The 22550-nt window shown below is 58.9% G+C and carries 20 protein-coding genes and 1 pseudogene; 11 read left to right on the top strand and 10 right to left on the bottom strand.

Translation table 11 applies throughout. The annotated features are described in order from the left end of the window. Positions 1–7: 7 nt before the first annotated feature. Positions 8–1957 (bottom strand): Qat anti-phage system ATPase QatA, encoded by a 1950-nt coding sequence (qatA, locus tag G7026_RS11420; RefSeq protein ID WP_181070884.1) that lies wholly within the window; start codon positions 1955–1957, stop codon positions 8–10. Positions 1958–2557: 600 nt separating this feature from the next. Between qatA and G7026_RS11415 the strand changes: the two genes are divergently transcribed. Both G7026_RS11415 and G7026_RS11410 read left to right on the top strand, forming a co-directional pair. Beyond that, positions 2558–3442 carry a DUF3577 domain-containing protein gene (locus G7026_RS11415; protein WP_181070883.1) on the top strand — a complete coding sequence of 295 codons (885 nt, stop codon included), beginning with the start codon at positions 2558–2560 and terminating at the stop codon, positions 3440–3442. 189 nt (positions 3443–3631) lie between these two features. After that, positions 3632–4459 (top strand): DUF932 domain-containing protein, encoded by an 828-nt coding sequence (locus tag G7026_RS11410; protein ID WP_181070882.1) that lies wholly within the window; start codon positions 3632–3634, stop codon positions 4457–4459. A 76-nt stretch (positions 4460–4535) separates the two neighbouring features. Here G7026_RS11410 and G7026_RS11405 read toward each other — a convergent pair whose 3' ends face one another. From G7026_RS11405 to G7026_RS11390, 4 genes are all read right to left on the bottom strand, one after another. Beyond that, on the bottom strand, positions 4536–5447 hold the full coding sequence (locus G7026_RS11405) for a pyridoxal-phosphate dependent enzyme (protein ID WP_181070881.1): 912 nt from the start codon (positions 5445–5447) through the stop codon (positions 4536–4538). A 258-nt stretch (positions 5448–5705) separates the two neighbouring features. Next, positions 5706–6479 carry a type I methionyl aminopeptidase gene (gene map, locus G7026_RS11400; protein ID WP_181070880.1) on the bottom strand — a complete coding sequence of 258 codons (774 nt, stop codon included), beginning with the start codon at positions 6477–6479 and terminating at the stop codon, positions 5706–5708. Next, a complete protein-coding gene (locus G7026_RS11395) occupies positions 6476–6685 on the bottom strand; it encodes a ParD-like family protein (RefSeq protein WP_181070879.1) in 210 nt (69 codons plus the stop codon). Before G7026_RS11395 ends, map begins: the two co-directional genes overlap by 4 nt. A gap of 505 nt (positions 6686–7190) precedes the next feature. After that, a complete protein-coding gene (locus G7026_RS11390; protein ID WP_181070878.1) occupies positions 7191–8132 on the bottom strand; it encodes an aromatic alcohol reductase in 942 nt (313 codons plus the stop codon). 214 nt (positions 8133–8346) lie between these two features. Here G7026_RS11390 and G7026_RS11385 point away from each other — a divergent pair, with 214 nt between their 5' ends. Continuing rightward, positions 8347–9267: a LysR family transcriptional regulator gene (locus G7026_RS11385; protein WP_219858405.1), complete on the top strand. Its 921-nt coding sequence runs from the start codon at positions 8347–8349 to the stop codon at positions 9265–9267. Positions 9268–9286: 19 nt separating this feature from the next. Here G7026_RS11385 and G7026_RS11380 read toward each other — a convergent pair whose 3' ends face one another. The 5 genes from G7026_RS11380 to G7026_RS11360 all read right to left on the bottom strand — a co-directional run bounded on the left by G7026_RS11380 (position 9287) and on the right by G7026_RS11360 (position 14997). Next, positions 9287–10306, bottom strand: a complete 1020-nt coding sequence (locus G7026_RS11380) for an ankyrin repeat domain-containing protein (RefSeq protein ID WP_181070877.1) — start codon at positions 10304–10306, stop codon at positions 9287–9289. A 33-nt stretch (positions 10307–10339) separates the two neighbouring features. Further along, positions 10340–11350 carry an alpha/beta fold hydrolase gene (locus G7026_RS11375; RefSeq protein ID WP_181070876.1) on the bottom strand — a complete coding sequence of 337 codons (1011 nt, stop codon included), beginning with the start codon at positions 11348–11350 and terminating at the stop codon, positions 10340–10342. Continuing rightward, complete coding sequence (locus G7026_RS11370; protein WP_258190245.1) at positions 11350–12354, bottom strand: NAD(P)-dependent oxidoreductase; 1005 nt, start codon at positions 12352–12354, stop codon at positions 11350–11352. The genes G7026_RS11375 and G7026_RS11370 overlap by 1 nt, the downstream gene beginning before the upstream one ends. Positions 12355–12561: 207 nt before the next feature. Further along, on the bottom strand, positions 12562–13677 hold the full coding sequence (locus tag G7026_RS11365) for an alkene reductase (RefSeq protein WP_181070875.1): 1116 nt from the start codon (positions 13675–13677) through the stop codon (positions 12562–12564). Positions 13678–13824: 147 nt separating this feature from the next. After that, a complete protein-coding gene (locus G7026_RS11360) occupies positions 13825–14997 on the bottom strand; it encodes an MFS transporter (RefSeq protein ID WP_181070874.1) in 1173 nt (390 codons plus the stop codon). A 94-nt stretch (positions 14998–15091) separates the two neighbouring features. Between G7026_RS11360 and G7026_RS11355 the strand changes: the two are divergent. From G7026_RS11355 to G7026_RS11320, 8 genes and pseudogenes are all read left to right on the top strand, one after another. Further along, a pseudogene (locus tag G7026_RS11355) lies at positions 15092–15984 on the top strand (LysR family transcriptional regulator). Positions 15985–16538: 554 nt separating this feature from the next. Continuing rightward, a complete protein-coding gene (pilL2, locus tag G7026_RS11350) occupies positions 16539–17060 on the top strand; it encodes a PFGI-1 class ICE element type IV pilus protein PilL2 (protein ID WP_181070873.1) in 522 nt (173 codons plus the stop codon). Further along, a complete protein-coding gene (locus tag G7026_RS11345) occupies positions 17057–17707 on the top strand; it encodes a hypothetical protein (protein ID WP_181070872.1) in 651 nt (216 codons plus the stop codon). The genes pilL2 and G7026_RS11345 overlap by 4 nt, the downstream gene beginning before the upstream one ends. Positions 17708–17716: 9 nt before the next feature. Continuing rightward, entirely contained in the window at positions 17717–18442 is a 726-nt protein-coding gene (locus tag G7026_RS11340; RefSeq protein WP_181070871.1) for a TIGR03759 family integrating conjugative element protein, read from the top strand. Then, a complete protein-coding gene (locus G7026_RS11335; protein ID WP_375138201.1) occupies positions 18424–19005 on the top strand; it encodes a lytic transglycosylase domain-containing protein in 582 nt (193 codons plus the stop codon). The genes G7026_RS11340 and G7026_RS11335 overlap by 19 nt, the downstream gene beginning before the upstream one ends. Further along, on the top strand, positions 19002–19529 hold the full coding sequence (locus tag G7026_RS11330) for an integrating conjugative element protein (RefSeq protein WP_181070870.1): 528 nt from the start codon (positions 19002–19004) through the stop codon (positions 19527–19529). The genes G7026_RS11335 and G7026_RS11330 overlap by 4 nt, the downstream gene beginning before the upstream one ends. Positions 19530–19539: 10 nt before the next feature. After that, positions 19540–21711: a type IV conjugative transfer system coupling protein TraD gene (gene traD / locus G7026_RS11325; RefSeq protein ID WP_181070869.1), complete on the top strand. Its 2172-nt coding sequence runs from the start codon at positions 19540–19542 to the stop codon at positions 21709–21711. Next, positions 21708–22457 carry a TIGR03747 family integrating conjugative element membrane protein gene (locus tag G7026_RS11320; RefSeq protein ID WP_181070868.1) on the top strand — a complete coding sequence of 250 codons (750 nt, stop codon included), beginning with the start codon at positions 21708–21710 and terminating at the stop codon, positions 22455–22457. The genes traD and G7026_RS11320 overlap by 4 nt, the downstream gene beginning before the upstream one ends. Positions 22458–22550: the final 93 nt, after the last annotated feature.

Below are 22550 nucleotides of genomic sequence, written 5' to 3'. Positions count from 1 at the left end.
TCAATCCTTATGATTTCCCGCTGAGCGCAAGTACGCGCTTGGCTGCCTTCTGAAGATTCTCGTTCTCGATCTGCTGACTCCAACCTCTCAGAATTGCATCGAGACCCTGGATAGCATTTGTATCCTTGAGGCACTCATGCCATGGGGCCGGAGCCCACATCCCGAGTTTTGACGTGGGCAGAGATCGGATAAATTCGATCAGGCGCTTTTGCAGCGCGGGGCGTTGTTTGACAAGCTCAATCAACCCCGCGACACCTTTGGGTTGATCCGAAAAACCGTCCGCCTGGATTATCTGATCGCGGAGTGCGTCAAAAACATTCTCGGCATCAACCTCAGCCAATCCCACAATTTCTTTCATCGTGGTCGCTTGCCGGATCTGTAATGGTGGGCCCATGAGCTTGTCGACAAGCGCCTCGAGATGACTCACCGCGACCTGCCCCATCAAGGAGCTGCGTTTGTCGCGAGTCACGAAGATGTAGGGGCGCAGATCAACGCTGGTCAGCGCGGGATCGATCGCCGCCCATTTGCTGATCCAATCGCTCTTCTCCCAATCGTTCACATCGCCAGAGTTGGCCACTGCCTTGAGCTTCCCTGAGCCCTTCCCCTCATTCAGCTCTGAATCGGTTCCCCTGGACTTCTTGGCCCGTTTTTCCAGTTCGGCGATGGCAGGCACCATACCGCCCGCATCTAGGCTCGCGATCCGGGCCAACTGCTCGTAAAAGTCAGGGTGAAAACGCTCCGCCAGCATGATTTTCGCAAGTATTGGACGCCGGATGTCCTCAGCAAATCCACGAGCTTCAGCGATGGCGTAACGCAGCATCATGGAGTTCAGGAAGCGTTTGATCTGCCGGGGGTTGCCCCGGGTACCCTCGCTCAAGACTCGGGCCAACAAGGCACTGGTATCCAATGCTTCCTGGGCATAGTCGGGAAGCGGGTTGCCGAAAGCGCCAGCTACGGCTTTGCGGTCGAGGCCGGCGCTCTTCCAGGGACGGAGCATGTCCTGCTGGGCGGTATTCAAGAGCGCTTTGAATCGATCGTCATCCGTTTTGACGAAGCTCTCCAACTGCAGCAGCGTGATGTAACTACGGGTTTCCGCCAGCCCCAGGGCCGGGATGCGGAACGGTACCTGAATGAGCTTTTCGAGGTAGTTACGCGCATACGTCACAGGCCCCGCGCCTTGAGGGAGGTCTGGAAAGTGCTCGCGTACCGCGTACTCGATCATGGCCTCATCAGCACCGACTACGAATGCTGTTCGATTTACGAAGAGGAAAAGGCGAATGGCCTCAAGCGTGGCGATTGCTGTCTTCGGCAAGCATCGATCAAGGTCATCAACGATGACCACCAACTGGTCAATGTCGGCAGCCGTTAAGAGCTCTTCGAACTCGGCCCTGAACTCATGCATGTGCTCGGGAAGCTGCTCAGACTCGGTATCAGCATCTTTGATGAAACCTCCAACCTCCTTAGCAAGGTTATTGAGCCTTTCAAGGCTCAGATGGTCACCGGGGTTCTGCACGAACGCAGAAATCGATTCCACAGCTCCTCTTAACTGATCGAGGCTGGGGATGCCTGTGAACGCGGTAAGGCCTAATCCACCTGCTTGCTTGGCCAACTTGAACCAATCAACTCGACGTAAGACCTTCTTCGCAGCCTCAGCAACCTTCGCTGAGCCAGGGCGCGCACGCCTTAATTCATCGACAATCGTCTGGATGACGACAGTTTTCGCGTCCTCAAAACCTTCGAATGCCCATCCGTTGAACCAGATGCAGCAGACGCGATCATCAGACTTGAGGATCTGCTGTGTCATCTTCAGAACGCTGGATTTACCGGCACCCCAGTCGCCGTGAACGCCAATGGTGACCGGTGCCCCCCGTGATTCGCGAAGTAGACGCTCAACTGTTTTAGCGATGGGAGTGTAATACAGCAGGTCAGTAGCCGTTTCCTGGTCGTTCAGGAACATGCAAAGAACTCCTTTCCTAGCATTTGAGATCTACCCATTGAAGTGAATTCAACGCTAGAAGACGGCTGTTTTCACGTCATGCACAGATGTCACGAGTAGGCCAAAGCCGGCACGCTGATGTCAATGCGCCATTCTGATGAATCCGCGCTCGCTGTCTCTCGTACTGTGAGGCCAGCTGAATGCCTCCTGCTTTTATAGACACTCAATGACTTCTTTGGCCGACTGCAGCCGGTCACGACTGCCGATTGACTGAAAAGACACAATCAACAAGCACCAAGCCCACCACCTGCTGCTGCGGCGACTGACTAATAAGGTCACCGGCAGTAGCCGATTCCTCCTGGCCGCGAGATCCGCATAGCGCCAGGCTCACCCCATGTTCCGCTGACGTTGTCAGCGACATGCCAGGCCGCTTCGGTCTTCAAGGCTGCCCACGATTTTCCCGTGTGACCGACCCTGTTCGCACCGCATCCCTCGCGCGAACAACTACCGGATCTCCGGTGATGGATGCAGATGCTCCTCAACCCACTGCGGGGTTACGCACCTCCCGCATTGGGTCGGTGTGTCTTCGCTTTCTTGTTCCCAAGTCAATGGAGATTCACCATGGCCAGCACTACTTCCAACCCAAAGTCGTACTTCGACATCCACACCTCGGGTATCGGCTACATCCATCGTGTCCGCGAAGTACCGGTAAAGGGCGGCCGCAAGGCTATGCCATTTCTCGCATGCACTGTGGCGGCGCTCGTCGGGCCTGCCACTAACCCAACCCGGCGTTACTTTGATGTGCGGGTTTCTGGCGCTGAAGCCAAGCAACTCGTCCAGTCCTACATCGGTATTGATGATCCCCAGCAGCGGCCGCTGGTCAGCTTTCGTCTAGGAGATCTATGGATCGATCCATTCCGTCGGCTTTCGGGCGATCCAGCAGCCAGCATGAAGGCCCGGCTACTCAAGGCCGAGTTACTGGAGCGCAACGCCTTGGACAAAATGAAGTATTACGAGCTGCATACCCGCGGTATCGGATACTTGAACAATCCCAGGATGATTCCAAACGGCGGTGCTCCATTCATCTCGTGCTCAATCGCAGCCTTGGCCGGCCCGGTTGGCGATCCTGAGTATCGCTATATCGAGACCACCGTCGCCGACGACAGCGCCCAGCACCTGGTGCAGCGCTGCATTCAGGCCGTTGAATCGAAGAAGAAGGTGCTGCTTGCCTTCACGCTCAACGACATGAAGGCCGAGGCCTACGTCCGTACCAAAGGCGAGCGCGCCGGTGAAGTGGGCGGCAGTCTGAAGTCGAAGCTGGTTCGGGTCAGCCTGATCAAAATCGACGGCGAAAAGGTCTATCCGCTGGAACTCGAAGCCCCCGCTCCCGAAGACGTTCAAACGTCCGAAAAGACGGTTCTTGCCGAGGACGACAGCGGTGCCCCACTACCCACTGCCGCCATTCAGGCCTCTGTCGAGGAGCCCGCGCGGGTGGCTTCGTTCTGAACCGCTGGGCCTAACTCACCCTGCCTTCGTCCCTCACCTCCATAGCCCCGACACCTCGGCGTCGGCGGCATGCGCAACTCACCTCCCGTTATCGCCCAGCCTCTTGGGGCTTTCTTTAATCCCATGCAATCAAACGTGCCGGCCTTCCAGCCCCGCACGTAACTGCCGCATTTCTCAAGGAGAACGGCCATGCAACTCGCCTCTCGTTTCGCTTCACGCTCGCCAATACTGCGATCTGACCATCCGCTGTCCGATGACCAGATTCGCGCAGTGGTACCGTCGATCTTCGCGGAAAACCCGCATGAAAGCCGGTCCGAGCGATACAGCTATATTCCCACCGCCTCGGTGCTCGCCGAACTGCGCGGAGAAGGATTCCAACCTTTCATGGTGTGCCAGACCCGCGTGCGTAACGAGGACCGCCGCGAATTCACCAAGCATATGATCCGCCTTCGTCACGCCAGCCAGATTAACGGCAACGAAGCGAATGAAATCATCCTCCTAAACTCACACGACGGCACCAGCAGTTACCAGATGCTGGCCGGTATGTTCAGGTTCGTCTGCCACAACGGCTTGGTCTGCGGCAACACCCTCGCCGATGTCCGTGTGCATCACAAAGGCAATGTCGCCGAGCACGTAATCGAAGGTGCCTATGAGGTCTTACACAGCTTCGAACAAGTGCAGGAGTCTCGCGACGCGATGCGCCTCATCACCCTGGACGAGGGCGAGCAGGAACTACTGGCCCGCTCTGCACTGGCGCTCAAGTACGACGGGCCGCAGAAGGTGACACCGGTCACCGAGACTCAGGTACTGATGCCCCGCCGCTTCGGCGACGGTGGCAGTGACCTGTGGTCCACGTTTAATCGCATTCAGGAAAACCTCCTCAAAGGGGGTTTGAATGGACGCAGCGCACATGGACGACGCCAGAGCACCCGACCAGTCCAAGGCATCGACCAGAACCTGCGGCTCAACCGCGCACTGTGGATGTTGGCCGAATGCATGCAACAGCTGAAGGCCTGAGTGCCGCACGGACCTCGCCCCTTGTGGGCGTGGTCCGCTCTTCTCTTCATAAGGCCTTGAGGCCTCCCTCGTTCGCTCAGGCGATATAGCGGGTCAAGCTCTCAACCGTTGCGGTGGAGCCGCCACACACGATTACGAGTACGTTGTCGAGCTTACTGAGCGACAGCTTTCTACCGTACAGAAGCGCAAGCGAGGCTCCGCAAGCCGGCTCAACTAGCGTTCTATGATCGTCCAGGTAGGCAAGGCAGGCTTCGACCGCCTCGCGATCGGTGACCTGCATAGGCACAACGGGCCGCTCCCTCGCCAGTTCGAAGGCGCGCTGGCAGACTTGCGGTGCTCCCAGCGAGGTTGCCACGCCAGAGAGCTTGGGCAATTGGACCAAGCGACCGGCCTTGATCGAGGCGTTGAGCGACGCCATCCCCTCGGTTTCAGCTGCATAGATCGGAACGTCATTAAGACCGTTCCGCTGCATGCCTTCGGCTACTCCAGCGAGCAAGCCGCCGCCTCCGACAGAAACGATAACGGCGTCGGGGCAAAGCCCGTCGGTTACGACCTCGTCGATCATCGAGGCATGGCCATACCACAGCAGCGGATCATCGAATGGGTGCAGATAGGCATCGTCGGACGTCTTGAGCGAAAGCGCGAGCTCGTTGGCCTCGAACCATGATTTGCCATGAACGATAACCTCTGCCCCCTCCTGGCCTAGCAGATGTCGGGCCCGCTCGGACGTCGTTTCGGGCACGATCACGACCACAGGTACGTCCAGCCGCCTTCCGGCATACGCCACAGCCAGCCCGGCGTTCCCACCGGACGACGAAATGAAGCGTTTCGCCCCGCGCGAAACATGATGTTCACAGGCGTGGCCTATCCCGCGGATTTTGAATGATCCTGAGGGCTGCATGGCTTCCACTTTCAACCACACCTTGGTGCCGTTGATCCAGCTCAGGGGGGTGGACTCAAGAAGCGGGGTCTTGATACTCAGCGACATGTTTTCAACTCCGTGAATGCACAACCCGCCGAGACTAGGGCCGGTATTGCACATAAAATCCAGACCAAAGCCAATGGGCCAAAGAGCCGGACAAAATTGTTATCCGGCCGGTACGACTGATCCGCCTGTCTTACTGATCGGTCGGCCGGAAAATCACGCTGACTGATCGTCCTTCAGGCTCTTCGGCCGTTCCATGTGGCGATATATTTCCCCAACAGGCCGCGACGCCGCTGATCAAAGCAACTGCAAATGGCGGCCCTATCCTTTGTTCGTATGCCTTTCGTCCGGTCTTAGGGTGAGGACCTGTACCCCGCTGCCTGTGACCGCAACGGTATGCTCGAATTGAGCCGACAACGTGCTGTCACGAGTAACGACAGTCCATCCATCCGCCAGCGTTTTCACTGCAGCCCGGCCTGCGTTCAGCATAGGTTCAATGGTAAAGACCATCCCTTCCCTGAGTGCCAGACCGGTTCGGGGCCTGCCGAAATGCAGTACCTGAGGCGGTTCATGCATCTCCCTGCCTATCCCATGCCCGCAATAATCTCGAACCACGGAATAGCCGTTCTTCTTGGCATGTTTTTCGATCGCATGTCCTATATCGCCGAGAGACGCACTAGGCTTTACCGCTCGGATCCCTTTCCACATGGCCTCGTAAGTAACCTGAACAAGACGTTGGGCGGCCGGCGCGACATTGCCGACCATGTAGGTCTTGCTCGAATCAGCGATATAGCCATTCTTCTCAAGAGTAACGTCGAAGTTGACGATATCCCCGCCATCGAGCCGCTCCGATGCAGAAGGCACCCCATGGCATACCACCTGGTTCCTTGAGGCGTTAAGCGCATAGGCGAAACCGTACTGACCTTTGCTGGCAGGCCTGGCGCCTAGCTCGAGCACAATGAACTGCTCGACCCGATCATTCACCTCAAGCGTTGTCATCCCTTCCAAGGTCAGCGAATCGATTAGCTCGAAGACGCGGGCCAGCAGCCTGCCCGACTCGGCCATAAGCGCAACTTCCCCTGGACTTTTGATCACTTTGCCGCTCCCGCAGAAGGGTATTTCACCCCAGCCTCCTGGAGCTCTCGCCCGATTAGTTCGTTGTAGCTTAGGGTTGGGTTGAGTTCGCAAAGCATCCCAATCCTTATCCAAAAGGCTGCCTGCGCATTGATCGAGCGGCAGGTCACGGAACTCGCGCGCCTTAGCTGATCGTGTATCTCATCTTCCAGGTTGATTATTCCCATCTCGACACCCATACGTAATATAACAAAACATATATGTACCGTATTCCCCGATCTCGGCCAACGCAACTAAATCGTCCGTAGCCGACGCGATCAGCATTTCCAGGTAAGCCGGTGCCCTGCTCGATGGAGCTAGCGAGACGGTGCGCGTCGGCAACGGCTTCGTTTGTGTTGCGTGCATGTGGCGAATGCACGGATTGTGCACCCTGCTCGCGACACTGGGTTTGGGCAATCCCGCCCGAGCAACCGCAGCACCGACAGGTCGATTCACTCTTTTTCCATGGGCCCTACTCGGGCTGGCTCATGATGGGACAAGACGCAGCGTTCTGGCACGGTTTACTAGATTCGCGTGTTCAAGGTAGGGAATTATTTAATGAGCGATCGCTCCGAAATTCCATCGTCTACTGAACGCGCCAATCGACGCTGGCGCATTACCCAAAACCCACTTTCATCAAATATTGTTGCTGGTTGTCACCCTTCTCTGCGAAGGGCGCTATATACAATGATTTTAAGAATCGACCTTCAAATGCTGCCGTAGCCAGCCCTCAGTATCGACGGTATCTATACCCTTTTTATAATTGTAGGTATCGGACTTATCCCACCACATGCCAGTACCATTGGCAAAACCAACCCGATATCGGAGCATCAGGTTTTCAGGATCTCGGGCGAGGCTCGCTTTCAGTTCTTCCAAGGTCCACTCAACGCGCTTAACACTCTTTCTCGTAACAGCCTCAACAATATCTGCCAGTTTTCCATAGGAAATGGTGTCCCCCGCCACGAATACGACTTCATTCGCGATGCACGGCTCTTCTAGCAAAATCTCTGTCGTCAAACGCCCAATGTCTTCCGGCGTAGTAACAGTTACGCATGTATCCCAACTTCCAAGCGCGTGAACGGTACGAGTTTGCAAGTTAACAACATCAAAATCTGGCTCGAACAGGAAGCTGGTGAACATCCCAGTGGAAACAATGACCCATTCAGTTTTGCCTTGGGAGCGTAACAGCGTCCTAACGTCATACTGCTCATCAAAAACGGGCTGGCCGCTGCCTTTTCCAACAACGTCGTAATCAACACCGAACTGCCAAGGAAAATACCTCGGCACCCCAGCCTGCAATATCGCCCTGGTCACCCTCAATTGAGTGCCAGGCCCGACGACGAAGCCGGTACAATTGATAACGGTGCGGAACCTACCAAACAGTTCAGCGAGATCGGCCTCCCCAGCAGCTGCTAGATCTAAGGGTATGAATTGAACGCCTAGGGCTTCGAGCTCCGTATAGTGTTGTCGCCCGGAGTCGCGTGGACTTTCGAGGAACTTTGGCGATACGAGAACGCTCACCGGAGTGGTCGCCGATTTCACTCGTGGCACCAAGGCTCGAAGCACCGCCATGCCAAGCTGACCTGCTCCTATAATCAGCATCTTTTCAATATCGACACGATTGCTTGTAGCCATATCCTCACCTACTTATGTTTGAATGAGTTTCATCGATCGGTACAAATATTGGCATACCTCGAGATGAAGATAATCGGCGAATTCTGGTATAGAATATTCGCGCATGTGGAATAGTCTCCGGCTGTTCGCTAGCACCTTCACTCAAGAATCGACCCTCCATATTGCTTTTTCGGCCAACCGCATTTCCTTGCATTAGGAAATCAAAGGAGATTTCATGGATAGGCTTCAAGCAATGCATATTTTCGCGAGAATAGTTGAAGTCCAGAGTTTCAGGAAGGCGGCCGAAAGCCTGGCGCTCCCGGCTTCGACGATCACCCGAACGATAAAAGATCTTGAAGCCCATCTTGGTGTGCAGTTGTTGCAGCGAACCACCAGACGACTCAGCCTAACCCCGCAAGGCAGCCATTACTTCGAGCATTGCCGGCAAATACTTTCGGAAATCGAAGCTGTCGAATCCGAAATCAAGGGAACGGAGAAAGTAAAAGGAAAGTTACGGGTCGATATCATCCCGTCGCTGGCTCGCCTTTACGTTTTGCCAAACATCGAAGACTTTCAAAACAAGTACCCTGGCATCGATCTGACCCTGACGCTCAGTGATCGAACAGTTGACCTCATCAAGGAGGGGGTGGATTGTGTAATACGGGCCGGCGTCCCACAGGATTCGACCAGTTTGGTCGCCGTCAAGGTTGCCAGTTTCGACTGGACAATGTGCGCCTCACCCTCCTACCTCTTGAAGCATGGTGAACCGAGGACGATAGAAGGCCTTAAGGACCATCAGGCAGTCGGTTACCTCTTGAGCCGAACGGGTCGAACCATGGAGTGGGACTTCCTCGTCCAAGGCCAACGACATGCCATTCGCATCCCTGAACAGATTGTCGTAGACGACACCGATGCCTACGTCATGTGCGGCCTGAAGGGCCTGGGGCTGATTAGGGCAGCGAGCTACCTGGTATCGCCACATATTCGCGCAGGTAACCTGCAGCGAATATTGCCCGGTTCAAGCGGACCCAGTGTTCCGCTTTCGGTCATGTATCCCCAATCACGGCATCTGTCACAAACCGTGAGGGCGTTCGTGGAATGGACGAAGTCTATTTTCCCGGTCATCAGCACCGAATGGACAGTATTGGAATCGTAGTCAACCGGCCTCGCAATAATCAGGACACGGTACGGGTCTCGTGCGCCTCAAGGTAGTTGGCGATATCGTCATACCCATAGAGCAGCGCCAGCTGCCGTGGTGTCTGGCCGGCGTGCGTCTCGATATCCAGCCGCGCACCTGCATCGACCAACACCTTCGCCGCTTCGACATGACCGTGCCAGACGGCATCGTGCAGTGCCGAGAGACCGTTATAGGGCCCTTGCGCATCGAGCTCTGGCTCGGACTGGCCGGGACGTGCACGAGCTCCCACGAGCATCCTGAGAATGGCGGCATGGCCGAAGTAACTGGCCTCGTGGACCGGGGTTCCCCGCATCAGGCCGATAGTGCGACGGATATCGGCTCCGGCGTCGAGCAGCACTCGAACAACTTCCTCATGGCCCTCTCGGACGCTGATGCCAAGTGGCGTGTAATCGTCATCCAAACTCCCGATGACAGGGCTGCGTTGATTAACCGAAGCGCCTTCCTGGATGAGGCGCCTGACTTCGTCAACATTACCAGCCTTGGCCGCTGCGATAAGAGTTAGCGCACGGACACGCTCAGCGTCGGCCTGGTTTCGCGTCTCGATCAAACGCACTATCGGCGGAAGGCCTACTTGGTTGGCAAGCTCTAGCGCCGACTGCTGCCAGTGATTCCTGATCGTGGTTCGCGCCCCACGCTCTAACAGCTCGCGAACAGCCTCCTCGTGCTTATGCAGCACGGCGTCCATCAGAGCCGTGTTGCCGAGAATGGGAGATTGTTGATCAACAAAGGCACCGTGCTTGATCAGCAACTCGATGACATCCGCGTTGCCGGATTGCGCAGCCTTGTGAAGTGCGGTGGCGCCCATTCGGGGCTCAATCGCGAGCACATTCGCACCAGCGGTGAGCAACAGCTCCACCATCTGGGACTGCCCGAGAGCCGATGCAATCATCAGGGGCGTCAGGCCATCTGGACCGGGACGGCTCGGATCTGCACCGAAGCGCAAAAGACCGGCGGTGGCCGCGAGATCGCCTGCTCGAACTGATGCTTCAAGTCTCATGTCTTTTCCTTCACGTTGAGTAAACCGGCCAGATCAGCGGACTTGCAAGTCCAGGCTTCCGAGGAATTTGATCAGCTCAGCATTTACAAGGCTTGCAGCCTCGTGCTGTATCCAATGGCCTGCGTTTTCCATTCGGATAACGTCGACCAGCCCCGGTGCAAGACGCCGAAGCTCCGCAACCGTAGGTGGCGTCGGATGGAAAAACTGGCAAAGCCCGTCTTCAGCACCCCAGATGTAGAGTGAAGGTTGATCAATGGTCGCGTTCTTGAACGCTGGCATGAGATCAAAGGTCTCCTGCGCAGCACGGTAATAATTAAGGCCGGTTTGGAATCCGGACTTGGTGAACGAACGGATGGTGTGTGTGACGTAAGCCGGATCGGCCCACGCAGTTATGCCCACCGGCGCGGGCCTTAGCATATGGCGCGCAGGGTCGACAGGGTCCCATCCGGTTCCGGAGGGCGGGCTACCCGACAGCCAGTAGAGAATGCTGGGTATCGTTTTTTCGGCGGGCTCGAAATCCCGATCAGCCTCCGGCTTCATCATTGCGAAGGCATAGTAGCGTTCGCCAAAGCCTTGCCCTCTGAGCTGGTCCCATGTGCTGACCTCACCCCGAGGCAGGAACGGAATGCTCAAGCTAACCATCGCGCGAAAGCGGTCCGGCCGCATTACCATCGCGCGCTGGGCGACATCCGCGCCCCAATCGTGCCCCACCACAACGACCGATGAGATCTGCAGTGCGTCCAGCAGCCCTACCAGATCGCCTACGGTATGTATCGCGCTGTATAGGCTTGCATCGGCCGGCGCGTAACTCTCGCCGAAGCCGCGCATATCAAGGGCAACTGCCCGGTACCCCGCTTGTGCTAGCGCGAGCATCTGGCTGCGCCAGGTTTGGGCCGTGTCCGGGAAACCATGGCAAAAGAGGACCACCGGCCCCTTGCCCTGCTCGATGACGTGAAACGTTTCACCGTTCACTTGCACGCGTTTTTCCTGCAGCGCAAATGCGTCCGTCTGCGTCGTGCCGGTAGGACCACGATGAACATGCATTACGCTACCTCCAGCGCAAGGATCTCTCCGCCCGCTTGTTTCAGCCGGGCGACGTAGGTGGCGGGATCAAGCAGTTGCAGGGGGAAGTAGAGACCTGCCTGCACCGCAGCGCTGCCGTCCAGCCCGGTAACTCGTTCAAGCAACAGGGCTACCCCAAGCCCCGTCAGCGGCATCTGCCCCTCAGGGTGTACAACCGCATGACGAGTCCTCAACGGTCGGCCCGCATGATCCGAGCCCCGAAGCTCAATCAGTATTTCGGTCGACATGGACTCGCCATTGCGTCGAGTGGAGCTCTCGCCAAGTGCCAGATTGAACTGGACGTTCTGAGCACCAAGCGCAGTCGCCAGCCCCACGACGTCATATGGCGAAAAGGCCATTGCCACCATCCTGGTTCCGTCCACAGCGGCAAAAGAGGTCTTCGCATCGTCGCCAGCAAGCCAGGTGTAAACACCGTCACGGCGAACAAGCGCTGCGGGCATGGTCTTGGTCTGTCGTTCCAGGTCGGCAAGTGCCGCCGGGCCGAAAGCGTCCTGTTCATCCAGTAAGGCGCCGATTGCTATCGTGTCGACACGACCGAACGCTTTGGCGAATCCGAGCGTCATCATGCTCGTAGCCCCCACCAACCATTCGGTACCCAGGATCACTGGCGCAGCGCTTGGGTTGTGGATATAAGCCGCGACCTCGGGGGCCATCTCGTTTATTCCTGGCGAAATGCTGATATGCGGCACGCCGCGAGCCTGGGCGAAACGCAAGCCGGCAATCCGTTCGTCCATAAATAGAACGGCGACGGCACTGACCGGAACATCGCCGAGCCCCAGGTCATCGGCTCTTAGGTCGATCGCAACGCCTGTCGCATTGGTAATCTCAGCAGCCGCCTGCTCTGCCTTGGCAAGGTTGCGGCCACCAACCAGTATCGGTATCTCCGGATGGGCGGCGCGCAGATACTGCGCAGCCCAACGACCGACAACGCCTGCTCCGCCCATGAGTAGAATAGGACCTATCAAGCAATCACTCCCCTATATATAAGAAGGAATAACCTGCAAACCACTACAAGTTACTTAAGCCGGCGGTCGCCAATATACTATTGCACACAATAATCATGACAATGAAGCTAGCTGATCTTGCTCATCAACAGCATCGATAGCTGCATCAGGCTTGCTTTTAATAACTGCTTAAACAGCTGAGGCGCAGATTTAGCGAGACGCAGATAATCACCCTTGATAGGGTGAGTAATCGATATAGCCTTGCGCCCCACCCGCGTAGAAAGTTTCGCGTTTCGCCTCCGCCAAGGGCAGTTTATGCTTCAGACGCTCCACCAGATCAGGGTTGCTGATATACGGAGTGCCAAATGCCGCAAGATCGATAACACCGTCATTTATCAGTTGTTCTGCACGCGCACGGTTCATGCCGCCGGCCAAGATGACTGCTGTGTCAGGTAATTCTGACTTCATGCGTGACAGCAAATTGATGAATGCCGCTTTTTGATCATTGCCACCGACTTCAGCACCCGGCGGAGGGAATCCGGATTGATCCATTATATGGATATACGCCAGTTGACGACGTCTTATCTCAGCGGCCAGCACGGAGTAGGTTTCATCGACTTCTTCATACAGCGGCATATCAAAAAGCTGCCCATATGGCGAAAGGCGTATACCAACACGGTGTGCCCCGACCCTTGAAACTACGGCGTCAATGACTTCCAAAGTGAATCGAAGGCGATCTTCCATTAAGCCCGCGGAATACTGGTCATTGCGGTCATTGACCAAGGGGTTCATGAACTGCTCGAACAGATAGCCGTTGGCTCCATGAATCTCCACGCCATCAAAGCCCGCTTGGATCGCATTTTCAGCCGCCTGTGCGAACTCCCCAACGATTCGGGCGACCTCCTCGGTTGTCAGCTGACGGGGAGCCGGGGGCTCCAACAGTGCCGGGGTGCCATTGGCGTCGTATCCGAACGCCGTCGCACCTACAGCCTGCTTGGTCGTAGCGCTAACAGGCAGTTTTCCTTCCGACTGGATGGAGGGATGAGAAACCCGACCAACGTGCCATATCTGGGCAAACATCTTTCCGCCCACGGCGTGCACCGAATCGGTGGTCAGCCGCCACCCGGCGATTTGCTCGGCATTGAAGAGATACCCTTGCCCTTCACGGGAGATTGGCGTGCCTTCACTAATAATCAAACCTGCGGTGGCACGCTGTGTGTAGTACAAAGCAATACGCTCATCAGCGACGTCGTTAGGCGCTCGAGAACGAGTCAATGGCGCCATGACCACACGGTTTTTGAGCGTGAGGCCGCTCAAGTTGAATGTTTCAAAGAGTATAGGCATTTTAGTATTAAGACCTTCTGGGTAATGGTTATATGCAAGGCGTGGCGCCTTGATGTTCTGCGTTTCCGGTTTTTATAGTCAGGCTGAAAGTGCTTCACTTTTTGCCGCGCGTCTCCGCTCATCGATGGCGGGCCAGCAGGCCCGCACTCACTGGCATGCTGCCGTCGCCGCAACGACTCTGGATCGCCAGGCGAAAGCCAACACCATCAACAGCCCCACACCTGCTATTGCCGCTCCGGCCAGGGAGACCGCCGGATAGCCCAGCCCGGCCTTGATCACCGCACCACCCACCGCCGCGCCGATTGCGTTGCCCAGGTTAAAGGCGCCGATGTTCACCGCCGAAGCCAAGTTAGGCGCGTCCTTGGCGGCCTCCATTACGCGCATTTGCAGCGGCGGAACCAGAGCGAAGCTGGCGATACCCCAGATCAGGATGGCCACGGCAGCCGGCAGCGGCCAGCGCATCAGCACGGTAAACGCCAGTAGCACCACAATCAGCACGCTTAACGAAACGATCAGGGTACGATCGATCGAGCGATCCGCAGCCTTTCCGCCCCACATATTGCCCAGGGTCAGGCCCACGCCGAATAGCACCAGCATGGCGGTAATGAAGGTGGCGGAGGCATGAGTCTCGCTGCTGAGGATTGGCACGATGTAAGTGAACACCGTAAACATCGCACCGGATCCCACCACGGTCAGGGCCAGCGCCCCCAGCACCGGGCCACGGCCCAATACTCGGATTTCATTCAGTACGCCCACGCTTTTCGGCAACGGTACGTTGGGCAAGGCGAACCACAGCGCGACCATGGTAATCACGCCAAGGCCGGTAATGCCCCAGAACGCGGTGCGCCAGCCGAGCAGTTCGGCAAACCACGCAGCTAATGGAACGCCGCCAATGGTCGCCAGCGTCAGCCCCATAAACATGGCCGCGACTGCTCCTGCACGTTTGTCCGGGGCCACCACACTGGCGGCGACGATGGAGCCTACGCCGAAGAAGGCGCCGTGGTTCAGCGAGGTCACCACTCGGGCGATCAGCAGACTGTAGTAATCCGTCGCCAACGCCGACATGAGGTTCCCCAGGGTGAAAATGGCCATAAGTCCAATCAGTAGATAGCGCCGAGGAATCTTGCCGGTGGTCAGCGTCATCAGTGGAGCGCCGAGCAGCACGCCCAGGGCGTAGGCACTGACCAACAGGCCGGCGGCAGGAATGGAAACGCCGAGGTCGGCAGCAATGCCTGGCAACATGCCCATGGGGGCGAACTCGGTAACGCCAATACCGAACGCACCGATGGCGAGTGCAATTAGGGGTGGATTGATACGCATGGAAGGCTCCTCATTTATGCTGAGAATGCTACGATCCAGCCCTTACCGGCGGTAGATCGCATTTCGGGCAAGCACCTTTGCTTACGGAGCACAGATGAACGTCAGCGGAAGATCAGGTGAAATGGTTGTATTCGCCACGGTGGCTGAGGAAGGCAGCCTCTCGGCCGCTGCACGTGCGTTGGGGCTGACGCCCTCCGCCGTCAGCCGGATCATCTCGCGGACCGAGCAGCGCCTCGGCACCCGGCTGCTGCTACGAACCACCCGAGCAATCACTTTCACTGCCGAGGGTGATGCTTATCTGCGAGGCGCCCGACGCATCTGGCCGACATGTCCGAAGTCGAAGAAGCCATCGCCGATCAGGGCGTACCCAGAGGCCGTCTGCGGGTCAGCGCTGCCCTGGGCCATGGACGGCTGGCCATCGTGCCGCTGGTGGCGGCATTCAGCGCCCGATACCCGAACATCACTGTCGACCTCACACTGGGCGACGAAGTGGTCGACATCCTTGGCGGCCAAGCTGACGTGGCAGTACGCTTCGGCCACCTGCCCGACAGCCCGCTGACCGCCCGCCGGATCGGCGAAACCGGCCAGGTCGTGGTGGCGTCCCCTGACTACCTGCAACGCCATGGCACGCCCCAGAGGCCCGAAGACCTGCTCCAACACAACTGCCTACGCTTCAACTTCCGACGCGCAGAGCCCAACTGGCCGTTTATCCACGATGGAAACGAGTTCTCTCTGAAGATCAGCGGCAATATCGAATGCAGCAGCGGCGAAGCGCTGGCACAACTGGCGCGGGTAGGCGCAGGCATTGCGCGCATCGGCGAATTCAGCGTGACCGAGGATCTGCAGCGCGGCGATCTGGTGCCGCTGCTGCAAGCCTGGAACCCCGGCGACCGGGAACCGATCCATGCCGTGTTCGTTGGCGGCTCGGCAATGCCGGCGCGGGTGCGGGTGTTTGTTGATTTCCTGTTGGAACACCACCGAATATAAAAGACCGGTTGCCTTGGGAGATGTGGGACGGGTATCGGTCCAGAGTGTATAAAAACACTTTCGTAGCTTGGGTGCCGCAGCCCAGCGCTGCTGGACGAGTCGATTACCTAGGCATTTCCACGATCAACACCGATAACGTTCCAGTGCGCTTATAAAGCGCTGTAGCGCCTCTTGGAGCAGCGAAAGGCGGGGCCTTTTACGCGCCATCGCCGCTACTGGTCGATTTCTGCCAAGTGCGATCCCGCTGCCAGTATCGACCTCAAGACTGTCCAGGCTCTTGCAAAACTCCGACTGCATCGATCCTCAATGCTCGACGCCCAACCCCGCAAAGCCCGCTTCGAGTTATCCACAAAACCTGTGAATAACCCTTTCGATAAGCTCTGTGACGCTCGTAACCAAGGGCGCCTCATTCATCTGACGTTTTTTTGATCACCCCCGAGATTGATTCGGCTTAGGCGCCCATAGAAATCGGCTACACAGCAGTTCCCTTTGTTTGCTGACCCGGTTCCGCAGAATGGCGATGGTCTCGCCTCGACCTTGCCGAGAGCTGAGCCATGCACGCCGCCCTTCCCTACTGCAGTTGCCTGCTGCTGGCTGTTCTGGCAACCGGCTGCGCAACGCCTCCACCACTCTCTACGCTGCCCGATGAGGCGGCGGCTCCGGCACCGGAGTACATCCCGGTCGTCCGCTACGGCCGATACACCCTTGTCGAGATAACCCCGACGGTCGCCCAGCAGGATCTGCTGTCGCAGGTAGTCGACGTGTCCATTCCGGACACCCTCAACGCCAACGTCGCTGACGCGCTACGCCATGTGTTGCAACGCTCTGGCTACCAGCTCTGCAGTGGACGTGAAACCGCTGCGTTGGGCAGCCTCCCGCTGCCGGCGGCGCACTACCAACTCGGCCCGCTGCAACTGCGAGACGCCCTGCTGACCCTGGCCGGGCCAGCGCGGACGCTGCACGTCGAACACACCGCACGCCGCGTCTGCTTCACTCAGCCCGTCAACACGCCTGCCGAAGCCCCGTCCACCCCTGCTAATACCGCTCCCGATTCCGCGACGGAGCCACAGTCATGATGACGATGCCAGGCAGTGGGCAACCACGACACGTCGCACTTATGCGCGTCGCCACCATCACCTGGCTGTTGCTCATCAGCGCCGCTGTTGTGATCGATCACGTCGCGCTGTCGGGCCTGACGGCACAGGTCGAAACCAGCGCACCCGGCCAGCAGGTCGCTATGCTGGAAAAGCGTTTGGCCGAACTGGTCCAGCAGGTTGAGCAAGCCCAGCAGCAACCCGACGCACTGCCCCGAGCGCACTACAAAACCGAGCGCCAGGCGCTGGAGCAGCGGCTGAACGCCATCGAGCAAGCGCTCGCCAGCCGCCCAAGCGCAGAGAATCTGCCGCTGCTGTCTCGCATCGAGCAGCTGGAATCACGATTCAACGCACCCCGTCCAGCACCACCGACGGTGCCGCGCCCGCGAGCTGCCATCCCTGCAAAACCAAAGGCCATCGAGCCACCATTTCGGGTGATCGGCGCCGAGCTACGTGCCGGGGAGCGATTCCTTTCGATTCTGCCAGCCGTCTCCGGCACGCTTTCGCAGGTTCGCCTGCTGCGCGCCGGCGAGGCGGAAGCCGGTTGGCATCTCGAAACAATCGAAGGGAGCGATGCCGTGTTCCGACACGGCGACGGCACTCGTCGCCTGCGCATTCCTGCGCAGTAGGAGGGGCAGATGAAGCAGCGCCATATCGTCCCCGCACTGATCGCAGTGCTGACCAGCAGCGTTGCCCAAGGAGCGGAAACCCTCGCCGCCGACAACATGCCCAGCCGCGAGCAGCCGTTAGCCACCGTACGCGCCGACGAACAGCACGCGCACGACTGGGGGCTGAGCACCGAGGAATGGGCGCGCTACCAGACGCTGATGCAGGGGCCGCTGGGCATCTATTCGCCAAACCTTGATCCGCTCACCGCGCTGGGTATCGAGGCACGCTCCGACCAGGAGCGGTACCGCTACGCAGAACTTCAGGTCGAGGCAGAAGCCCAGCGCGTCGAGAAGCTGCTCGCCTACCAACGAGCTTACGACTACGTCTGGCAACGGCTCCACGCTGATATACCGCGCGTCATGCTCCCCGATGCCGGCCCGGCATTCTCACCGGTTGCGCCAGCGGCGAGCGGACGGCTCGCCGTGTTTGTCCAGTACGCCTGCCCAGCATGCGATCAAGCCGCGCTGCAGCTGCAGGCCGCCGGTATGGAGTTCGACATTTACGTCGTCGACACCCGCGTCGACGACGCGCGTATCCGCGCCTGGGCACAACGCATTGGCATTGATCCGGCCAAGGTGCGCAGCGGCCAGATCACACTCAATCACGACTCGGGCCGCAGGCTTTCGTGGGGCTTGCAAGGCGAACTGCCGGCAGTCGTGCGCCAGGTTGGCGGCCAATGGCAGCGACAGCCGTAATGGCGCGCCGCACCGCGTTTCTGCTGCTGGTCGGTGCGATGGCAGGGGGCGCCCAAGCACGGGAAATTCCGCCGCCGGCCTACCAGGTCGCCGCACAGCGCGCCGGCATTCCCTCAACCGTCCTGTACGCCGTGGCCCTGCAAGAAAGCGGCTTCCGCCTACGCGGACGTCTGGTGCCCTGGCCGTGGACGCTCAACGTTGCGGGAAAGCCGCAGCGCTACGCCACCCGCACCGAGGCCTGCGCAGGGCTGCGCCAGGCACTCAATCGTACACCGGCCAAACGTATTGATGCGGGGCTCGGCCAGATCAATCTCGGCTATCACCCGCAGCGTTACGCACAGCCCTGCGATCTGCTCGATCCGTACCGCAACCTCGCTATCGCCGCCGAAATACTGCGCGAGCAACACACCCCAGGCGATGACTGGCTGCTCGCCATCGGTCGTTACCACCGCCCCGCCGGCGGGGCGCCGGCCGCGCGCTACCGTCTCAGCGTCGGCCAGCACCTGGCCCGCCTGCAGAGCGACCTCAGACTGGAAATCACCTCCGGGAGGAGCCTGCCATGAAAGCCATGCCCATCATTGCCGTCTGTTTCTGTCTGCCGTGGCTGTCGCTGAGCGCCCAGGCCGACGCGCTGATCATCGTGGCAGACCATGGCGGCACGTCTGCATTGCCTTACTACGAAGCCCTGAACCTCCAACAGCACGCCGGTATGACATCGCCACGCATCGAGCTTCCGCGTCCGCCAGCCAAGCCGTTCAATGAAGCTGACATGCTGCCAGTGCGCTCGATGCGGCTATCACCGGGCGATGTAGCGCGTCGAGTGATCGAAGCGCCAGGGCTGCCGTCATTCTTTCTGGTCGGCGACGACGAGCGCTCGCGTGCCTGGCTGCGTCAGCATGCACTGCGGCTACACGAGCTCAATGCCGTGGGCCTGGTGGTTAACGTCGCATCGGCTGAGGCCCTCGCTGCGCTGCGTGCACTAGTGCCGCAACTGCCGTTATCACCGGTTACCGGCGACGACCTCGCCGAGCGTCTTGGCTTGCGTCACTACCCCGTGCTGATCACGGCAACCGGCATCGAGCAGTGAAGCGCCGGCCATGGCCCAAAGCCACGCGATCGAGGTGCTTTTGCGGCCAGCCGTGGAGCTGTACACCGTGGCGGTCTGCGCCGCCGCCGCGTTTCTGTCCCTGGTGGCACCGTGGTCACTCGCGCTGAGCCCAACGATTGGCCTGGGCAGCGCCCTGGCCTTCCTCGCGTTCGGCACGATCCGCCTGCGTGATGCGCTGGTCATCCTGCGCTATCGCCGCAACATCCGGCGCCTGCCGCGCTATGTGATGACCAGCCGTGATGTGCCTGTCAGCCAGCAACGGCTGTTCATTGGCAGAGGCTTTCGCTGGGAGCAACGACACACGCACCGCCTGACGCAGACATTCAGACCCGAGTTCCGCCACTACGTCGAACCAACGCCCGCTTACCAGTTGGCACGCCGCCTGGAAGAGCGGCTGGAGTTCGCCCCGTTTCCACTGTCACAGCTGGCCAGGCTCACCGCCTGGGACGCTCCTATCAATCCGGTACGCCCGTTGCCACCGGTCGGCGGCCTACCGCGGCTGCACGGCATCGAGCCAAACGAAGTCGATGTAAGCCTGCCGCTCGGCGAACGAGTCGGACACTCCCTTGTGCTGGGCGCGACACGAGTCGGTAAGACCAGACTGGCCGAGCTGTTCGTGACTCAGGACATTCGGCGGCGCAACGCCGCCGGAGAGCATGAGGTGGTGATCGTGTTCGATCCTAAAGGGGATGCGGACCTGCTCAAGCGGATGTACGTGGAAGCCAAACGCGCCGGGCGCGAACGCGAGTTCTATGTGTTCCACCTGGGCTGGCATGATTTCAGCGCACGCTATAACGCCGTGGGCCGATTCGGGCGGATCAGCGAGGTAGCCACGCGCATTGCCGGACAACTGTCAGGTGAAGGCAATAGCGCAGCTTTCAGGGAGTTTGCCTGGCGGTTCGTCAACATCATCGCCCGTGCCCTAGTCGAGCTGGGCCAGCGACCTGACTACCTTCTGATTCAGCGGCATGTCGTAAACATCGATGCGCTCTTTATCGAGTACGCGCAGCACTATTTTGCACAGCACGAACCCAAGGCTTGGGAAATCATCGTCCAGCTCGAAAGCCGGCTGAACGACAAAAACATCCCGCGCAATATGATCGGGCGCGAAAAACGGGTCGTAGCCTTGGAGCAATACCTTTCACAGGTACGCACCTATGACCCGGTGCTCGACGGCCTGCGCAGTGCCGTGCGCTATGACCGGACGTATTTCGACAAGATCGTTGCCAGCCTTTTGCCGTTGCTGGAGAAACTCACCACCGGCAAAACCGCGCAACTACTCGCACCTAACTACTCCGACCTGAACGACCCCAGGCCAATCTTCGACTGGATGCAGGTCGTCCGCAAACGCGCGGTAGTCTATGTCGGCCTCGATGCCCTGTCGGATGCGGAAGTTGCGGCCGCTGTCGGCAACTCGATGTTCGCTGACCTGGTATCGGTCGCCGGCCATATTTACAAATTTGGCATCGACGACGGGCTACCCGATGCGACACCTGGAGCACGAGTCCCTATCAACGTCCATGCGGACGAGTTCAATGAGCTGATGGGCGATGAGTTCGTGCCACTCGTCAACAAGGGCGGCGGTGCGGGATTACAGATCACCGCCTACACGCAGACGCTTTCTGATATTGAAGCCCGTCTCGGCAACCGCGCGAAAGCGGGCCAGGTCATCGGCAACTTCAACAATCTGTTCATGCTGAGGGTGCGCGAAACCGCAACCGCCGAGCTGCTCACCCGGCAGCTTCCAAAAGTGGACGTCTACACGACGACGCTGGTCAGCGGCGCCACTGACAGCTCCGATGTTCGAGGGCCAACAGATTTCACCTCCAACGCGCAGGATCGCATCAGCACTGCCAGCGTGCCGATGATCGAACCCGCACACGTGGTGGGCTTGCCAAAAGGTCAGGCCTTTGCCCTATTGCAAGGCGGCCAGCTCTGGAAAATCCGCATGCCGCTGCCGTTACCCGACCCTGACGAAATCATGCCCGAGGACCTCCAGCAGCTTGCGGGCCACATGCGCCAGCACTATGCCGAGGCCAGCGACTGGTGGGAAAACCAAGGCATTCCCGGCTTACAGGATCAACCACTGCCCGACGACCTGCTCGATGGCTTCCGCCACCTCGCCACCACCGAGACAAGCAACGTCAAGGCAAGGCCATGAAGGACCCAGCCAACACTACACAACGCCAACAAGCCCACCAGCAAGGTTTGCTCACCAGCATCGTCAGCCTGCCGCTACGTATGCTCGGCGTGCTGATCGGCTCGCTGCTGCTGTCGATCATTATCGAGTGCGTCGGCATGCATCTGTTCTGGCCTGACTTGGGCTGGCGTCACGCCCAAGCCATGCTCGACTACGAGCTGAACCACCTTTCCAGCCACTTCACCCGTAGCGCGGTAGTACAGGAGCCCGGCCGCACTGCACACCAGCTTGTCGAGGGTGCTTACGAATGGATCTTCGAGAAGACCGGCCTGCTCGACTGGATGAGCCAGGCATCGGCGCGCTCCCGTGCACCCAGCCAAGCAGATGCCCGAGACCTTCGTTTCTACATCAGCCAGGTCTATGTCTGGTCGGAGAGATACCTGATCGCCGCCGCATTCACGACATTGACGTTCATGGTTCGCCTATTGGTCCTAGTACTGACGCTGCCGCTATTTCTGCTGGCTGCCTTCGTCGGCATGGTTGATGGTCTGGTGCGGCGCGACATCCGCAAATTCGGCGCGGGCCGAGAGTCGGGTTTCATCTACCACCGCGCCAAGGCGAGCCTGATGCCACTGGCGGTCCTGCCCTGGATCATCTACCTCACCCTACCCGTCAGCGTACATCCGCTACTGGTGCTGCTGCCGAGCGCAGCACTGCTCGGCCTGGCGGTGAACATCACCGCAGCCAGCTTCAAGAAATACTTGTGAGTCGCTAACCATTGGGTGGTGGCGCTTGCCCCTGCAATAGGGGTACACCCAGGTTCCCATTGTTTAAGGCATCGCCCCAGGCATACCGAGAGC

Origin of the sequence: Stutzerimonas azotifigens (genome assembly GCF_013522725.1) — a bacterium.
In the GTDB taxonomy this organism is placed as follows: domain Bacteria; phylum Pseudomonadota; class Gammaproteobacteria; order Pseudomonadales; family Pseudomonadaceae; genus Stutzerimonas; species Stutzerimonas azotifigens_A.
The sequence above is the reverse complement of the archived record's forward strand: the minus strand, read 5'-3'. Positions and strand labels throughout refer to the sequence as shown.

Excerpts from the sequence above, each read along its gene's own strand:
- qatA (WP_181070884.1), bottom strand. The coding sequence starts at position 1,957 with ATGTTCCTGAACGACCAGGAAACGGCTACTGACCTGCTGTATTACACT.
- G7026_RS11415 (WP_181070883.1), top strand. The coding sequence starts at position 2,558 with ATGGCCAGCACTACTTCCAACCCAAAGTCGTACTTCGACATCCACACC.
- G7026_RS11410 (WP_181070882.1), top strand. The coding sequence starts at position 3,632 with ATGCAACTCGCCTCTCGTTTCGCTTCACGCTCGCCAATACTGCGATCT.
- G7026_RS11405 (WP_181070881.1), bottom strand. The coding sequence starts at position 5,447 with ATGTCGCTGAGTATCAAGACCCCGCTTCTTGAGTCCACCCCCCTGAGC.
- G7026_RS11395 (WP_181070879.1), bottom strand. The coding sequence starts at position 6,685 with ATGGGAATAATCAACCTGGAAGATGAGATACACGATCAGCTAAGGCGC.
- G7026_RS11390 (WP_181070878.1), bottom strand. The coding sequence starts at position 8,132 with ATGGCTACAAGCAATCGTGTCGATATTGAAAAGATGCTGATTATAGGA.
- G7026_RS11385 (WP_219858405.1), top strand. The coding sequence starts at position 8,347 with ATGGATAGGCTTCAAGCAATGCATATTTTCGCGAGAATAGTTGAAGTC.
- G7026_RS11380 (WP_181070877.1), bottom strand. The coding sequence starts at position 10,306 with ATGAGACTTGAAGCATCAGTTCGAGCAGGCGATCTCGCGGCCACCGCC.
- G7026_RS11375 (WP_181070876.1), bottom strand. The coding sequence starts at position 11,350 with ATGCATGTTCATCGTGGTCCTACCGGCACGACGCAGACGGACGCATTT.
- G7026_RS11365 (WP_181070875.1), bottom strand. The coding sequence starts at position 13,677 with ATGCCTATACTCTTTGAAACATTCAACTTGAGCGGCCTCACGCTCAAA.
- G7026_RS11360 (WP_181070874.1), bottom strand. The coding sequence starts at position 14,997 with ATGCGTATCAATCCACCCCTAATTGCACTCGCCATCGGTGCGTTCGGT.
- pilL2 (WP_181070873.1), top strand. The coding sequence starts at position 16,539 with ATGCACGCCGCCCTTCCCTACTGCAGTTGCCTGCTGCTGGCTGTTCTG.
- G7026_RS11345 (WP_181070872.1), top strand. The coding sequence starts at position 17,057 with ATGATGACGATGCCAGGCAGTGGGCAACCACGACACGTCGCACTTATG.
- G7026_RS11340 (WP_181070871.1), top strand. The coding sequence starts at position 17,717 with ATGAAGCAGCGCCATATCGTCCCCGCACTGATCGCAGTGCTGACCAGC.
- G7026_RS11335 (WP_375138201.1), top strand. The coding sequence starts at position 18,424 with ATGGCAGCGACAGCCGTAATGGCGCGCCGCACCGCGTTTCTGCTGCTG.
- G7026_RS11330 (WP_181070870.1), top strand. The coding sequence starts at position 19,002 with ATGAAAGCCATGCCCATCATTGCCGTCTGTTTCTGTCTGCCGTGGCTG.
- traD (WP_181070869.1), top strand. The coding sequence starts at position 19,540 with ATGGCCCAAAGCCACGCGATCGAGGTGCTTTTGCGGCCAGCCGTGGAG.
- G7026_RS11320 (WP_181070868.1), top strand. The coding sequence starts at position 21,708 with ATGAAGGACCCAGCCAACACTACACAACGCCAACAAGCCCACCAGCAA.